The sequence below is a fragment of the Faecalimicrobium dakarense genome, assembly GCF_000499525.1.
GTDB classification, from domain to species: Bacteria; Bacillota; Clostridia; order Peptostreptococcales; family Peptostreptococcaceae; genus Faecalimicrobium; species Faecalimicrobium dakarense.
In genome coordinates this window covers 1-16,605 of the sequence record NZ_HG529285.1, presented here as the reverse complement: position 1 = coordinate 16,605, position 16,605 = coordinate 1, and the positions used below count along the sequence as shown (strand labels likewise).

The 16,605-nt window shown below is 26.9% G+C and carries 13 protein-coding genes; 3 read left to right on the top strand and 10 right to left on the bottom strand.

The window, feature by feature from the left end:
- Positions 1 to 13: 13 nt before the first annotated feature.
- Positions 14 to 697 carry an alpha/beta hydrolase gene (locus BN899_RS06330; protein WP_052356666.1) on the bottom strand — a complete coding sequence of 228 codons (684 nt, stop codon included), beginning with the start codon at positions 695 to 697 and terminating at the stop codon, positions 14 to 16.
- A gap of 240 nt (positions 698 to 937) precedes the next feature.
- Complete coding sequence (locus BN899_RS06325; protein ID WP_042273869.1) at positions 938 to 2,938, bottom strand: GTP-binding protein; 2,001 nt, start codon at positions 2,936 to 2,938, stop codon at positions 938 to 940.
- A 432-nt stretch (positions 2,939 to 3,370) separates the two neighbouring features.
- Between BN899_RS06325 and BN899_RS06315 the strand changes: the two genes are divergently transcribed.
- A complete protein-coding gene (locus tag BN899_RS06315; RefSeq protein ID WP_042273866.1) occupies positions 3,371 to 4,711 on the top strand; it encodes an APC family permease in 1,341 nt (446 codons plus the stop codon).
- Between the two features lie 268 nt (positions 4,712 to 4,979).
- On the top strand, positions 4,980 to 5,654 hold the full coding sequence (locus tag BN899_RS06310) for a Crp/Fnr family transcriptional regulator (RefSeq protein ID WP_042273864.1): 675 nt from the start codon (positions 4,980 to 4,982) through the stop codon (positions 5,652 to 5,654).
- 163 nt (positions 5,655 to 5,817) lie between these two features.
- Here BN899_RS06310 and BN899_RS06305 read toward each other — a convergent pair whose 3' ends face one another.
- From BN899_RS06305 to BN899_RS06270, 8 genes are all read right to left on the bottom strand, one after another.
- Positions 5,818 to 8,661 (bottom strand): sialidase domain-containing protein, encoded by a 2,844-nt coding sequence (locus BN899_RS06305; protein WP_052356664.1) that lies wholly within the window; start codon positions 8,659 to 8,661, stop codon positions 5,818 to 5,820.
- A 263-nt stretch (positions 8,662 to 8,924) separates the two neighbouring features.
- Positions 8,925 to 9,746, bottom strand: a complete 822-nt coding sequence (locus tag BN899_RS06300) for a hypothetical protein (RefSeq protein WP_042273862.1) — start codon at positions 9,744 to 9,746, stop codon at positions 8,925 to 8,927.
- 113 nt (positions 9,747 to 9,859) lie between these two features.
- The gene (locus BN899_RS06295) at positions 9,860 to 11,137 is read right to left on the bottom strand and encodes a 4Fe-4S dicluster-binding protein (RefSeq protein ID WP_147568506.1); all 1,278 of its coding nucleotides are present in this window, start codon (positions 11,135 to 11,137) and stop codon (positions 9,860 to 9,862) included.
- A 617-nt stretch (positions 11,138 to 11,754) separates the two neighbouring features.
- Entirely contained in the window at positions 11,755 to 12,210 is a 456-nt protein-coding gene (locus BN899_RS06290; protein WP_042273857.1) for a DIP1984 family protein, read from the bottom strand.
- Between the two features lie 121 nt (positions 12,211 to 12,331).
- Positions 12,332 to 12,652 carry a cupin domain-containing protein gene (locus tag BN899_RS06285; protein WP_042273854.1) on the bottom strand — a complete coding sequence of 107 codons (321 nt, stop codon included), beginning with the start codon at positions 12,650 to 12,652 and terminating at the stop codon, positions 12,332 to 12,334.
- A 15-nt stretch (positions 12,653 to 12,667) separates the two neighbouring features.
- A complete protein-coding gene (locus BN899_RS06280; protein ID WP_042273851.1) occupies positions 12,668 to 13,216 on the bottom strand; it encodes a hemerythrin domain-containing protein in 549 nt (182 codons plus the stop codon).
- A gap of 24 nt (positions 13,217 to 13,240) precedes the next feature.
- Positions 13,241 to 13,879, bottom strand: a complete 639-nt coding sequence (locus BN899_RS06275; RefSeq protein WP_042273849.1) for a hypothetical protein — start codon at positions 13,877 to 13,879, stop codon at positions 13,241 to 13,243.
- Between the two features lie 212 nt (positions 13,880 to 14,091).
- Positions 14,092 to 15,039 carry an L-lactate dehydrogenase gene (locus BN899_RS06270; RefSeq protein ID WP_042273846.1) on the bottom strand — a complete coding sequence of 316 codons (948 nt, stop codon included), beginning with the start codon at positions 15,037 to 15,039 and terminating at the stop codon, positions 14,092 to 14,094.
- Positions 15,040 to 15,321: 282 nt separating this feature from the next.
- Between BN899_RS06270 and BN899_RS06265 the strand changes: the two genes are divergently transcribed.
- A complete protein-coding gene (locus BN899_RS06265) occupies positions 15,322 to 16,566 on the top strand; it encodes a DEAD/DEAH box helicase (RefSeq protein ID WP_330362471.1) in 1,245 nt (414 codons plus the stop codon).
- The last annotated feature ends 39 nt before the right edge of the window (positions 16,567 to 16,605 follow it).

The following is a 16,605-nucleotide window of genomic DNA, read 5'->3' as shown; positions in this document are numbered from 1 at the left end:
GAATATATTTCATCTAAAAAACTTTTATACTCTTTGTATAGTTTACTTTATCATACATATAAGATTCTACATGATCTGCATTTTCTATTATAAGTATTTTATCTTTATTGTTATTTCTTATATTATACATATCTAAACTCATTGTATATGGTATTATTTTATCATTTTTACCATGGATAAATAAAATTGGAATATCTAAATTAAATACACCATTAATAGGAGTTACCTCATTCATAGAAAAACCACATTTTAGCTTTATCATCGTATTTACCATTTGATATAAGGGGTAAGGTGGAATTTTCACAATATATTTAAATTGATATTTTAAAATATCTCTCCCACTAGAATAAGTACAATCTGACACTATAAAATCTACATCCTTATACTCACCAGCATACATAAGTGCTGTTGATGCTCCCATAGACTGGCCATGAATTCCTATTGATATATTTTCACCTAGCTTATTTTTAAGTAAATTAATCCAAAGCTTTAAATCTTTTTTCTCTTTCATACCATAAGTAACATACTTTCCTTCACTACTTCCATGACTTCTGCTATCTATTAATAACACATTAAACCCTTCATTTAAATATAAATCTAAAAATTGTAAAGACATATAGTAATTAGCTGTATATCCATGAACTATTACAATTACTTTATTACTTAAGTCTTTGTTTTCTGCGTAATATCCTTTCAATTTTAAATTGTCATCACTATTAATTTCTAATCCTTCAAAAATAGATTCATCAAAATTAGACTCATAGTATACATTTCTTTCTTTTAAAAGGTTAAATGCATCTTCCTTAGTTTTTCTTTTTGATAAAATAATATTTTTAAATGCATAGTTAGTTATAGCGTATAGTACTAAAATTAATATTATAAAAAAATTATCATTTAATGCTCCTTATTTTAGTGTTAATATTTATCTCCTTTATAATTATTTTAAACAATGCATACTATTTTTAGCATTACTTCCTTCTACTATATATGCTTGTCCCTTTGAGCAAAATATGGAATTTGATGTATACTCACTATCTGCATTTTTATCGTAATCTCTTTTTTCTATTACTTCTTCACTATTATGGCAGATGTCATATCCATCAAATATTAAATTAATACTCCCACTACCTTTGCTAAAGGCTAAAAGTTCTAAGCTATAATCCATAAATGTAGCAACAGGTCCTCTTCCTTCTATTATTGCAATATTATCAATCATAATAGGTGGTTCAAATTGTCCATTCATTTTAGATATATCTGACAGTACTCGTCCAATATAGTTTAAATCTACTTCTATTTTAAATTTGTAGTATGGTTCAAGAATAATATTTTCACTACTTTCTAAACCTTGCCTTAAAGCTCTAAGCGTTGCTTGCCTAAAATCACCACCGCTGGTATGTTTATTATGAGCCCTTCCTGTAAGAAGTGTTATTTTCAAATCTGTAAGATTATATCCTGCAAGTATTCCCCTATGCTCTTTTTCAAATATATGAGTTTTTATAAGATTCTGGTGTCCTATGCTTATATCATCAACATGAGCCTTACTTTCAAAACTTAGTTTAGAATTTCTAGGTCCTGGCTCTATTAATAAATGTACTTCTGCATAATGACCTATTGGCTCAAAGTGACCATACCCTACTATTTTCTCTTTTATGGTCTCTTTATATAAAATTTCACATGGACCAAACTCAACTTCTATATTAAATCTATCTCTAACTATTTCTTTTAATATCTCTAGTTGAATTTTCCCCATTACATGTATATGTATTTCTTTAAGTTGCTCATCCCATAATACATTTAAAACTGGTTCTTCTAAGTCTAACAAATTAAAAGCATTTAATACGTCTTTTATATTTAAAGAATTGTCAAATATAACTTTCGATTTTAGTGTAGGCGTTATTTCAAGTTTATTTTGATTATTGTATAAGTTATTTAAATAATTTATTTCAGTATTTGATTCTACTAGGTAATTCCCCGTATTTATATTTGTAATCCCTAATGCTGCAAAAATCTCTCCAGCGCTTACTTCACTCACTGCTTCAAATTTATTTGAATTATAAATTCTTATAGCATTTATTTTTTCATTTGTTATTTCTTCTTTGTATTTATACGAAACTTCATTCTTAACTTGTAACTTACCTTGAAAAGCTTTTATATAAGTTACTCTATTTTTATTTTCATCATGTTTTACTTTATATACTTTACCTATAAATTTATCATTATCTTTATATGATGTGTACGTTAAAAAATCTAATTTTTCTATAAATTCTAATATGCCTATATCATTAAGCGCTGAGCCTTTTAGTAGTGGATAGATTTTAGTATTTTTTATCATATCTTTAAGATTATCTATCCATAAATCAAGATTATATCTATCATTTAAATACTTTTCAAAAAGGCTATCGTCTCTTTCTGCTATAAATTCTATAAGCTCTTCATTTAAATCAGCATTATTTTTATTTAATATAAAGTTTTCATTTATATCTATTACATCTGCTGTTAAGCTATCTTTTATGTCTTTTATTACTTCATCTACATTTGCACCTTCTCTGTCTATTTTATTTACAAAGAATATTATAGGTACTTTATACTTTTTTAATAACCTAAATACTGTTTTCGTATGAGATTGAATTTTTTCAACTGCACTTATTATAACTACTGCATAATCCATTATACTTATAGACCTCTCCATATCTGGAGAAAAATCTATATGACCAGGTGTATCTATAATAAAGTAATTTGAATTGTTATACTTAAAGACTCCTTGTTCAGAAAATATTGTAATTCCTCTTTGTCTTTCTATATTATGGTTATCTAAAAATGTATTTTTAGAGTCAACTCTTCCTCTACTTCTAATACTATTTGTATGATATAATACCTGCTCACAAAATGTTGTCTTTCCAGCATCTACATGAGCGAGTACCCCTATTGTCTTATTCATTTTCCACCTCATATTCTCATTTCTATATTAAATAATAATTCAATTTCTATGTTATAAATTTATTATTTAATTACTTTTCTTTATTTTATTATATAAACTAATTAATTTCTATGTTATAAATTTATTATTTAATTACTTTTCTTTATTTTATTATATAAACTAATTAATTTCTATATTTACTTAATTATTAATACCTAAGATATAAGATTAATTTTAAATTAAATCATTAAAATAAATTATTTACTAAAATTTTATTTGTATTGTAATTTTATATTTATAACCATTAATAATTTTAATAGTAATCATTTGAAATTTTCGTCGAAAATTTAATTTCATTTTAAAATAAAATATTGTATTAAATTTTAAAAAAGTTATAATAGTTCTTGCGCCGAAAATAAATTTAGCAAAACTTAATAAGAAAGGATTTAAAATATGCAAAATAAAAACCTTCAGAAAAATCTTGGATTCGCTGCAGCATTATCAACAGTTGTTGGTATGGTTATAGGCGGTGGTGTATTTTTTAAGCCACAAGCAGTATATGAATTAACTGGTGGAGCTCCAGGTCTTGGTATTATAGCATGGGTATTAGCAGGAATCATGACAATAACTGCAGGACTTACTGCTGCAGAAATTTCAGCTGCAATACCAAAAACAGGTGGAATGATGGTCTATATAGAAGAAATATATGGTAAAAAATTAGGATTTTTAACAGGCTGGATGCAATCTGTATTGTTTTTTCCAGCAACAATAGCTGCTATATCAGTTATGTTCGGTCAACAATCTGCTATTTTACTTGGGAATCAAAATTTAGTGATTCCAATGACTGTAGGAGTAATTTTACTAGTGGGTGGATTAAATACTTTAGGTTCTAAGACAAGTGGATCTATTCAAACTATTTCAACAATTTGCAAATTAATACCCCTTATACTAATAATGATATTCGGTTTTATAAAAGGTAACGGAGATAACACAATAATATCTCCCCTTGTTGCAGAGGGTCTTAAACCAACAAGTATAATAGGACAATTACTAGTAGCAATATTATTCGCTTATGATGGCTGGATAAATGTCGGAGCTATATCTGGAGAAATGAAAGATCCAGGAAAAGACTTACCAAAGGCTATAATAGGCGGATTAACATTAGTTATGGCCGTTTACTTAGTTATAAATTTAGCATATCTTTGGGTGTTACCGGCAAACGAACTTGCTAACTTTGCATCACCTGCTGCTGCTGTCGCAGAAGTAATCTTTGGTAAAATTGGCGGTAAGTTAATAACTGTAGGTATATTAATATCAGTATTTGGATGTATTAATGGATATTTATTAACTGGACCAAGAATTGCTTATACACTGTCTCAACAAAAAACCTTACCAGCATTTTTAGGTAAATTAAATAAATATGATGTCCCAGCTAACTCAACAATGGTTATGGCTACACTTGCTGCATTATATGCATTGTCTGGACAATTTAACTTATTAAGTGATTTATCTATGTTTGCTATATGGTCATTTTATGTATTAACATTTATAGGTGTAATAAAACTTAGAAAAACTCATCCTAATTTACATAGACCTTATAAAGTTCCACTATATCCAGTAATTCCTGCAATTGCAATATCAAGTGGATTATTTGTGGTAATAGATCAGTTATTCCTTGCTGGAATGAAAAGTACAATTATGTCTTTAGGAGGAGTTTTAATAACTCTTATAGGTATCCCAGTTTACAGCTATATGATTAAGAAAAATCAAAATGATTTAGAAAAAGCTGCATAATTATATTAATGTTTTACACTTCTTAAGATTTATATACTCTTCTTTATATTTGCATAAAATACTCTATATTCTTCATATCTTACATAGGTATCATACTATTTAAATTTATGAATGATGTTACTGTGATTAATATATGCTTTATGATATTACCTAAAAATGGTATATTATTTATAGTAGTAAAATTATTAATTTTATATTCAATATTGAATAACTAGTTATTATTTAATATATATTCTTGGTTTCTTATAGGATTAAAGGAGGAAATATTATGGATGATATAGATAAAAAAGAACTCTTGAAAGAAAATTTACCATTCTTTAATAAATTGACTTCAGATGAAATTAACAAATTAATTCATAAAAGCTCCATAATTAAATATAAAAAAGGTGAACTTGTCTATAGTGAAAATTCTACTTGTACAGGCGTATTAGTAAATATTTATGGCCAATTTAGAATATTTATATCTTCTCAATCAGGTAGAGAAATAACTTTATTCAAACTATTAGATAGAGATATTTGTGTATTATCAGCTTCTTGTGTTTTTAAAAATATAACTTATGATATAAATCTTGAAGCAGAACTAGATTCATTAGCAATTATTATAGATAGCGCTTTTATAAAAAGTTTATCTGATAATAATAGTTATGTATTAAATTTTTTACTTAATTTAACTCAAGATAAACTTTCAGAAACATTATCTTTGATTGAAAGAACTATATTTCTTAGCTTAGAAAATAGAGTAGCTAATTTTTTAATAAGTGAATATAATTTGACTAACTCAGATATTATTTATGTAACTCATGAAAATATAGCTAATAATTTAGGTTCTGCCAGAGAGGCCGTTTCTCGTATATTAAAAAAGTTTGAAAAAGAAAATTTATTAAAAATATCTCGTGGAAAAATTAAATTACTAGATATAAATGGACTAGAAAATGTTTTATAATATAATTTAATACTATAAATACAATTATTATAAAAACTCTAATTATCACAAAAGTAGTGTCAAAACCATTTTTTAAAATTAAGTTGTATTTTTTCTCTACTAAGTTGCAAAAAAGGGCTAGTCTCTACTTTGAGACAGCCCCTTTAATATTTTTTATTTAAATTTATTTTCTAATATTTATACTTGGCGATATTTCTATATCTTGATTTATTGTTGTTACCTTGTTAAGCACATTTATTATTTCCATACTTAGATTAGGCTTTATAACTAAGTTATAATTACCAACTTCAATGTCACTTGGTATAGCACCTACAAAAGTAGCTTCATTAGCACCATTATAGCCATTCATATTAAGCTCTACTTCTTTATTTCCAACTTTAACTGTTATACGTCTATTCCCCATTATACTTACACTTTGGTTAAACGTTAAACTTACTTTTAATTCATCTCCTGGTTTATAAGACTCCCTCTGATCTACAATAGATACTTTCTCTAATTTTGCTGGTGTTGTATCTTTTTCTACATTGAATTTTAAATAATCTAAATTCATTTCAGTATAAGACATTTCTCTAACATCAGTGCCTTCATAGAATAGTCCTATATTTCCATTTTGAAGCTCTGTTAAGCAAGAATATGCAAAATAGCCTGGTTTAACTAATTTCTTGTATTTCCATTCAATATCATATTTAGGTTCTCCATTTTCATAAGTTCCACTTTCTGATATTAAACCTATTCTTACTGTACCATCAATTCTATTTCTTGGTTCTGCATCTGGGTTTGAGAATATTAATGCATCTTTTCCATCTATTTTTTGACTATAATTTATTACGCTTAACTGACAATACGGTTCTCTTATGTTAGTATCTTCAACAACATCATCTTCCCATGTAGCCCCTCCGTCAAAACTTGTAGCTATCCTTACATAGTTACCTGTATTTCTCATAAACAGTTTTAATTGACCATTTGGCATTTCTACAACTTGGCACTCTGTTAATTGATTTCCACTTGTTTGAGTTTGAGCATTACCAACTTGTCCATTACCCATATCTCTTCCATCTGTTGCTGTTTCGCCTATCTCCCATGTTTTACCTTTATCATCGCTATATATAACAGCACTTGATTGGAATCCGGATGCATTAGTTAGATATACTGGGAATACAAGTCTTCCTGTATATTTTCCATTTTCTATTTGGTGGCCTCTACCTGGTCCCGTACCTAAAAATCTCATCCAATCTGCTTTAACATCTTTATTAAGATCTATTGGCTTACTCCAAGTCTTACCATCATCATCGCTATATATTAATGATAAGAAACTTGTTCCCATTACCTTTAATGGACTTGTACTAGTTAATACATTATCTACTTTATTACCATTTTTATGTAAATTCTGATCTTCATCAAGAGTATACTCAGTTACGATACCATTCCTGTCATAAACTTTTCCTTCTTCTCTTATTGTATATTCATTATTATTTGCATCACGTAAAAGTAAGTACTTTTGACCATCTATTTCTTTATATCCACTTCCTGGTTTAGCTTCATTGAAACCATATCCTGATGGAAAATGGGTTACTAATAAAAATATTCTTCCTGTTTCATCATCTTGAACTATTGCAGTATCTATTGCTGATGCCTTATCTGGATAATCTAATATTATTTTAGATTCTTCCCAAGTTTTTCCGCCATCTTTACTTCTTCTTATTGCAGTATCTATATTATTTGGTGCATCTCCTCCATGTGGCTTTCTAGCATCTATTGATGCTAAAACTGTTCCTGCTTTAGTTGTATATAACGCAGGTATTCTATAAGCATTTGAATTTAAATCCCCTGGTTTAAATAAATCTTGTTTTTCAGATTTATATGCATTTTCAGGCAGATATTCATCTTCTGAAGGTATATTAGTTTCAGATGTCTTTTTAACAAGATAATTATCTGAAATTGCTTCATTATATATATCTATAAAATCTATATCTCCATTAAATATATATTGATTTCCACTTAATCTTGGCGTTTTACCTATAAAAGCAGAATTTATTCCTGCTATATCACTTAAAAATTTAGTATCATTTGTTTCTTCTTTTTTAATTAATTTTCCATTTAAGTATAAAGAGTAAGATTTATCTTTTTCTACTTTAAATGCAATTGTATTAAATCCTTCATTTAAAACAGAATCCCCAGAAATATGTTTATTTAATCCTGTGCTTTCATTTCTTATTTCAACACCTACTTTGGCACCTGATTTATATAAATGAAAATGTGAAGAATATCTATTTTTATTTGATATACCTATTAAACTAGCTAAATTCTTATTACTTCCCTTAAATCTAGCTACGATAGTTCCTTCTTCTAGATTTTTTAATTCATCTATTTTATCTGATATATCTACAACTTTAGAGTTTGAATCTATTCTTATATTTTCATATGATTCTATTTTATTAGCTTCTTTAACTTGCTTATATATATTAACTTCAGATATAGATGCGAACCCTCCTCCCCCTTCTAGTGCAGTGATTTTTATAGCATCCGCCTCCACTGGCTTATCTAAACTTACTATTTTTGTAGTGTTATTATCGGACCATTTTCCACTTGATATAAGAGTTTCTCTGCCATCGTTTATAGCATGTATTTCATATTTTGTTATAATTCCGTTACTTTGAGATTTTCTTGGGCTAACTTTTATAGTATTAACTAATGCTTTTCCTCCTAAGTTAACTGTTATTCCTTGAGGAAGCTGTGCACCTTTATCCCAAGGTGTATGCCACATTGTATCTGGATTCCCGTCTAATACTTTATCTGCTCCTTCCCCTGGTTGAGCAGATGTATGAGTAGCTGTCATTTTAGATCGTAAAATTTCTTCTTCTACTATTGCATTTTTATCTTTTGTATTACTACTTTCAACTATTGAAACTATAGAATCTTTACCTTTATCTGCAGCTAAAGCTACAAATGAACTATTTCCTATAATTAAAGCTGCTGTCATACTAATTGCAATCGTTTTCTTTTTCATTCTAAAATCCTCCTACATATTTTTAATAGTTATTTAGATGATCATATATCTATATAAATAGAATTTCTACCTTTTACATTATTTCCCTTCTTATTTTTTGAAATTTCCTTTCTTATTTCGTGTGTTTTTCTAACCAAAATCCCATTTTATTTTAAAATAACATGCTATAATCCTCTTTTTATGCAATTTTGTTTCATTATGATTGATTTTTAATTAATAAAAAAATCCCCCTATATGAAAAATATCATCTAGGAGGATTTTATTTAAATATCATCATTACTAATTTCTCTAGGCCATGAAAGTAAACTTTTCCTAGATATCTTTAAGTTCTTTTCATCTGGGAAGTATAAATCACAGAAATAATTATGATAGTTTGCTGTCCATACATATTTATCCCAAACTCTTGTATTTTTTTTATGTATTAATAACATTTCTTCTATTTTATCTCTATGTCTAATTAAAAGTTCAAGTTGTATTCTTTCAAATTCATATTCATTATTGCATTCTGTGTAGTATTTAAATATTGTATTTAAATAATTTAAAAACCATTGTCCATCATTATCTATAAGTATCATATTATTTTGCGGTGCGACATCATAGTAATTTATATACTTTTGTAGTTTTTTTACTGTTTTATCATCTAAGATAATTCTTGGATAGCAAGCAAGTTTACTTTCTGTATTATGAGCATCTAAAAGAGCTGGCCCAAAAACTATATCATCATTTATATAAAAGTCACCTACACTTATTCCACCTCTTACAAACAATCCTTCTAAGGCTAGGTTAAATTGATATTCAGATACATTTTCTAGTATCTCATCTAATTCTTCTTCTCCATCACCTGTTATTGGATAAGCAACAACCATATTATCAGTAAATATTTTTATCTTTCCATGGCTATATTTATTTGGAATAATACACTGCTTGTTCTTATTTATTAAGTAGTTAATTTCTCTAAGAAGACTATTTCCATACCCTTCTTCACAAGAATCTACTATCATCTGTGAAAAGCCTAATATATCTATTGCGCATACAATAGAATTAACTAATCCTGGATTTTCTTGATCATATTTTTGTACATTCATTTAAACACATCCTTACATACTTCTTAAATTATTTACTCATTTTATATAATAATAACTTATTTTTTGTATAAAAAAAAGACCCCTATAGGATCTTCTTAAAATAATATGTTTTATTAATGTCTAATTTTCACACTTAATAACTTATCTAAGTAAGTGGACTTTAACTGCTCATTTGCCAACATCCTTTTAGATGGCTCTAAATCTAAGATTGCAGATAATATAGCTCCCATTGCCCTATGGCTAGTTAGTGCTCCATTATCAAATATAAGATTTTGCAATTGACCTTTTTCTATTGCCATAAGAACTGATCTATGTACCGAATTTGCAGGCGTTATTATTTTTTCTGATCTTTTTCTTAGCATTATACTATTCTTAAAGCAATTTCTAACGCATACTCCACAACCTAAGCATCTATCTTCATCTATTTTAATATAAGTTTTATCATTTTCTTTAACTTTACTTATTGCATCTATTGGACATGCTTTTATGCATTTACCACAATTTACACAACTTTCATGTTTTATATTAGGTATAAAGCTTGTTGTTTGTACAGGGTGTAAATTACCAAATCTCTTAGCAGCAACTAAAGCTTCACAACAACATCCGCAGCAGTTACATATGAAAGTTACTCCATCTCTTACATTTTCTCCACATTGAACCAGATTATTTTCATAAGCTTGATGAAGTAATTCTTTGCACTCTGATGCATCTACTCTTCTTGCAAACTTATTGTTTATTAAAGAATTCGCTACATTATTAAAAGTCATACATATGTCCATAGGTGCATCACAAGCTTTACCTACATGTTCCATTCTGTGTCTACAATAACACATACTTATACCTATGTGACTTGCTTCCTCTATTATATGAGTTGCTCTTTCATAATCTAATATTGTAACTTCATCATCATTAGTTAAAACTTCTTCTTGTACAAAAGTTCTTCCTAGCTTAGTTTCTGTTGAGTAAAATAAGTCTTTTATAAAATCTTCTTCTACATTCATATACTGATAGTAAAGTTCTGCAAGTAATTTTTGATCTATATCTTGCCTTGTTCTCATCATAGCAAACTCAAAAAAACCTGCCATTGGTGGTGGCATTATGTACTTTTTACCTTTTTTATCTTCTATATCAAGTAATAAAGCCTTCTTTGCTAAATTATCTAATATTTTATATGCTTCACTTTCACTTACACTCCATATTTTTGCTGCTGTTTTTACTCTAAATGGCTTTATTGGAAGTTGTGCTACTAAACTAGCTTCTTTTTCTGTGAATAGTACATTTAATATTTTATATAAAGTTTCTGAAGGCGGTGCACCCTGCGGAAACTTATTTATTCTTTCTTCTAAGCTCTTATAAGCATTTTTTGCATTTATATGAGAAATAGTAATCACCTCTTTCATTTAAATTATGTACATATTCTAATATGCCTAAACTTTTATGACCTTAATTTAACTTTATTAAATAAATTCAATTTCTAAAGGTTTTAAATTTTTAATTTATTCAACGCCAATTACAATTATTATTCCTATAGACTCATCCCCTTTAAATATTTATTCTGTTTATATTCTTCTTAATCCTTCTTATTGATATAACTTTATAGATTATAAAACTTAAAAATTTCAACAATTATTATATAAAATATTACAAACAAACTCATGAACATCTTTATATTTATTAATTATTAAATACTTATAATATTAGAATTATGTTTTATCTAAATTTGTACTTGTTTGCATGTTTTTTACAAATAAAAAGACATAGTAAATACTATGTCTTAAAATATCCCCTGACCACCCTCGCTTATTCTAAATTAACACTCGGTAATAAGTTGTTATATGTAATGTTGTTATGCCCAAAAGTTCTTTTAGGACTTACTGTTAATTGTATTAGGCTAAATATTAATTGATTTGTATCGCCTTTAATACCACTAATAGATCAAAATAGAAACTTTGCCCTGTTTCTAGGGTTGATGTTCACCTTTAGATAAGCTACCTACTTTTATTTTATTTTATTTTAATTCTGTTGTCCAATTTTTTTCTTGTATTTTTATGTCTAGTTCTCTGTATTCCTTTGCTAATAAATCAAGTTCTTTTTGCAATTCAGGTATTTTTACTGTTGTTACAAACTTTACTTCTGATTGACTATATCTATCATGTCTTATTGTAGCTTCATTTAAAATAGAAACTAATATATTTCTTTTTCTCTTTATACTGTCCCTTGTACAAATAGCATCTGATAAAGTTGTATCTTTTTCAAATATAGTATTAGAATTTGTATTGTTTATTTTTTTTATTAATTGTTCTAACTCATCTATCGTTTTATTTAGTTCTTCAAGAAGTTTGATAGGATTTTCTGCAAAATCTTCACCTTCTTGAACTTTTACATTGTTAATTATACGATTTTTTAATTCATGAATTTTATTTTGATGATCTGCTCTAAGCATAAGTGCTTTCGCTAGTTTCATATTTTACTCTCCCTATAGTATAATCTGTAATAATATAAACCATATTATACTATAAGCATTTACTAATATGCAAATTAAACAAATAAAAATGAGCTCTATAAATTAGAGCTCATTTTTATTTTTATTCTAGTACTTGAGATATAGTGACTAATATCTTAGCTTCTTCCGCTGCTATAACATTATGCATAACCCTTGCATCAAAAGGTAGAAAATCTCCTTCATTTAAAGTAAATTTTTCCCCTGTATTAAATTCTATATCTACTATGCCACTTATAACTTGTAATGTAGCAAATCCATTATGAGAATGATTTGGTAATCCTTCACCTACTTCAAACTTAAAAAATATAGTCTTAAATTTTTCATTTATAATTAAAAATTCTCTTTTAGTACCTAAACTATTTATATTTACTGGCTTTAAATCTATATTGTTTATGATTTTCATATTAATTTCTCCTTATTAAAATAATTTACATTCTAAATCATTTAATATCTTTAGGCACTTGTCTATATTTTCTTTATTTGTATTTTCATAATCTATACAGTCTCTATCTACTTTGTCTAATAATTCTTTGCTAAGTTTATTTTTAGCAAATGTAAATACAACTCTATCTTCTTTGTCAATGTGTCTTTCTAATAAATGTGTATAAGATATTGCATTTGCTATTACATCTAATTTAGATTCATTGTCTCCGTTTTTTAGTTTGTTAAGTGCTTCTTCTAGATTTTTTACATAAAGTCTTCCATAGTCATGTTCTACCATCATACCATGTCTAACTACTTTTTCCGCTAGCTCTCCTAAATTTTCAATCATCACTTTAAAAAGTATATTTTCTTCTTTTTTATGGTGATGTTCATCTGCAAAATTTTTTATAAAGTAAATAGTATCTTCTAAATCTTTATAATCTACATCTTTATTTTCCATTAAATTAAAACATAATCTTCTTATGACTTTAAGCATACGAGTTACGTATTTATGTTCTTCCATCATTAAATTTATAGTCTCCATAATATCTCCTTAAATGCCGTTTTTCTAGTTTCTTTCTATTACTTTTACCCCATTTTCTTCTTCCTTATATACAAAATCATTATTAATTGTGTTTACAAAAGATTTTATCCATAAATTTCTTAATTCATAGAATAAGCTAACATCTACACCTGCATTGTTCCATATATCTTTGTGAACACATAATCTTTTTTTCCACTCTACTCTATCTTCTGTTGAAATTATAACTTCATCAACTCTGTCGCAAGGCATTCCATCTAAAATATAGTCATTTATTTTATTATATATTTTACTTGCATCACTTAAATCTATATTTTGATTTATTGCTTCTTTGCCTGCTTTTATTCCTTGGTCAATATATACTTTTTCTATTTTAGTAATTGAATTTTTATTATTTTTAAGCATTTCGCTTATCCAAGTTGCCATTCTACCTTCAGCTGAATGAATTTTTTCTTGTAACCATCCATGTATGTTACCATGTTCTATAATTTCTTCTAAAGGTTTATTTGGAAGTTTTTCACCAAATCTTGCGTTTATTTCTTTACTTAATTTATCTATATCTAAACCTTCAGTTTTAGCAACTTTTATTATTTCATCTTCTAAACCTTCAAACCATAGTATTTTATTAAATAACCAATAATGTATTTTCCCTAAATATAAGCTCATAACAAGCCTCCTTATAATTAATTATTAAATTTATATTTGTCTTACATAGTTAATATTAGATTAAATATATAATATAATACCCTTAAAATAATTTACGTAACATAGGTTACAGTTGTAAAATATTTTATAGTTTGAAGTGAAAGCTAAGATTGAAACAATTAAAAACCACTTAGATTTATATTCTAAGTGGCCTTTATTTGTTTTTTATTAGTCTATTTTAAATCTAATTTTTCTATATTTTCCTTCATTATAGATATAGAATTATCTAATTTTTCTTTTTCTGTTTTTTCAAGTGGTAAATGGATAACCTCTCTAACACCATCTTTATTTACTATACTTGGTACTGATATATAAACATCTTCATGGCCATAGTGTCCTTCTAAATAAGATGATACTGTTAAAATACTATTTTCATTTTCAAGTATTGCAGTAGTTATTTTAGTTAAAGCCATACCTATTCCATAGTATGTTGATTTTTTGCATTCTATTATTTTATATGCGATATTTCTAACTTCATCTTCTATTTCTTCTAAATCATCAAACTCTATTTTACTATCATTTCTAGATGCTATTTGATATATTGGCTGAACACCGCATAATGCATAACTCCATGCTACAAACTGCGAGTCTCCATGCTCTCCCATTACAAACGCATTTATATCTTTTGGATTTACATCTAATCTTTCACCTAATGTATATCTAAGTCTTGCTGAATCTAGAGTAGTTCCTGAACCTATTACTTTTGATTTTTCATATCCTGATAATTTTTGAGCTACATAAGTCATTATATCAACTGGATTTGTTGCTATTAATAATATTCCTTCAAATCCAGATTTTTTTATTTGACCTATTATAGACTCCATTATTTTAGTATTTTTTTGTAATAAGTCTAGTCTAGTTTCATCTTCATTTTGTATAGCGCCTGCTGTTATACATATTATATATGCATCTTTACAATCACTGTAATCACCTGCATATATTTTCATTTTTCTTGGTGCAAAACTAAGACCATGGTTTAAGTCTATCGCTTCCCCTTGTGCACGTTTTTTATCTAAATCTATTAAAACTAATTCTTCACAAGTTCCCTGATTTACCATTGAGTATGCATAACTCATACCTACCATACCTGTCCCAACTATAACTACTTTATTTTTCTTCATTATTTTGACTCTCCTCATTAACTCTTTATTTTAAATAATTTCTCCATATCTAACGTTATTTATTAATCTAAATCATTTTTTGTCATATTTATTTATAAATTGTTAATTATTTATTAATATAATACCCTTATCAGACGCTTTTAATCCAAATAATTACATTTCCCGTATAAAAAATACATTATAATTTAAAAATAATTTAAATTTATTCTTATTAAATTATTTTTGTCACAACTTTTTATATTGTTATGTATAAATTTTCTTGTAATAAGTGTATAATTAGATATGGAAAAAACAATAAAGGAGCAAAAAATGACTACATTTAAAGATTTAAACCTAAGCAACAATTTAATCGATGGACTAAAAAAGCAAAATATAACTTCTCCAACTGAAGTTCAAGGGCTTAGTATAGAAAAAATATTAGAAAATAAAGATTTATTAATAAATGCACAAACAGGAAGCGGAAAAACTTTAGCTTATTTGCTACCTATGTTCGAAAAAATAGATACTACAAAGAGAGAAACTCAAGTATTAGTTCTTGCGCCTACTCATGAGTTAGTTATGCAAATAGCTGAACAAGCTAAATTGCTTGCAACGAACTCAAATGTAGATGTAACATCTTTTACTATAATAGGTGAGGTAAATATACAAAAGCAAATAAAGAATATAAAAGCTATAAAACCACACATAGTTGTTGGAACTTGCGGTAGGGTTTTAGATTTAATAAAACAGAAAAAATTAAAAGCACATACAATAAAAACAATAGTTTTAGATGAGGTTGATAGTTTACTTAGTGGAAATAATACGTCTGTTGTTAAGGATATAGTAAAAACTACTTTAAGAGATAGACAACTTTTAGGATTCTCTGCTAGTTTAAATGAAAATACAATAGACATTTGTAATTCATTAATGAAAGAACCTGAAATTTTAAAAACAAAGCAAGAGCTTCCTATAAATTCTAATATAAACCATATGTATTTATATGGAGATAGAAGAGATAAATTTACTTTACTTAGGAAAGCATTAGCTGCTACTACTCCAAAAAGAGCTATTATATTTGTTAACGATGAAGATAGTATAGAAACTATAACTTCTAAATTAAATCACCATAATTACAAAGCAGTTGGTATATTTGGTAGAATGAGCAAAGAAGATAGAAAAAATGCTTTAAACTCATTTAAGATAGGTAAATCTAAAGTATTAGTTTCTTCAGATTTATCTGCTAGGGGATTAGATATAGTTGATATAACTCACGTATTTAACTTAGACTTCCCTGCTAGTAAAAATGAATATATCCATAGATCTGGCAGAACTGCTAGAGGAAATAGAAAAGGGGATACAATATCTATAGTTACAAATCAAAATTTATCTACAGTTAGAGACTACAAAAGAAACTTTAAGATAAATATCAAACCAATGGATTTAAAAGAAGGTAAATTAGTTCCTGCTACTTTTGATAAAAAGAAAGATAATCTTAATACTAAATCTAATACAAAACCAAATAAAAAAATAGTTTTTATAAAATATTAAAATAAAAGGATATATCTATAGATATATACCTTTTATTTT

Bases quoted from the DNA above. Each gene is read 5' to 3' on its own strand.
- BN899_RS06315 (WP_042273866.1), top strand. From the start codon at position 3,371: ATGCAAAATAAAAACCTTCAGAAAAATCTTGGATTCGCTGCAGCATTA.
- BN899_RS06325 (WP_042273869.1), bottom strand. From the start codon at position 2,938: ATGAATAAGACAATAGGGGTACTCGCTCATGTAGATGCTGGAAAGACA.
- BN899_RS06280 (WP_042273851.1), bottom strand. From the start codon at position 13,216: ATGGAGACTATAAATTTAATGATGGAAGAACATAAATACGTAACTCGT.
- BN899_RS06300 (WP_042273862.1), bottom strand. From the start codon at position 9,746: ATGAATGTACAAAAATATGATCAAGAAAATCCAGGATTAGTTAATTCT.
- BN899_RS06305 (WP_052356664.1), bottom strand. From the start codon at position 8,661: ATGAAAAAGAAAACGATTGCAATTAGTATGACAGCAGCTTTAATTATA.
- BN899_RS06310 (WP_042273864.1), top strand. From the start codon at position 4,980: ATGGATGATATAGATAAAAAAGAACTCTTGAAAGAAAATTTACCATTC.
- BN899_RS06275 (WP_042273849.1), bottom strand. From the start codon at position 13,879: ATGAGCTTATATTTAGGGAAAATACATTATTGGTTATTTAATAAAATA.
- BN899_RS06265 (WP_330362471.1), top strand. From the start codon at position 15,322: ATGGAAAAAACAATAAAGGAGCAAAAAATGACTACATTTAAAGATTTA.
- BN899_RS06290 (WP_042273857.1), bottom strand. From the start codon at position 12,210: ATGAAACTAGCGAAAGCACTTATGCTTAGAGCAGATCATCAAAATAAA.
- BN899_RS06285 (WP_042273854.1), bottom strand. From the start codon at position 12,652: ATGAAAATCATAAACAATATAGATTTAAAGCCAGTAAATATAAATAGT.
- BN899_RS06270 (WP_042273846.1), bottom strand. From the start codon at position 15,039: ATGAAGAAAAATAAAGTAGTTATAGTTGGGACAGGTATGGTAGGTATG.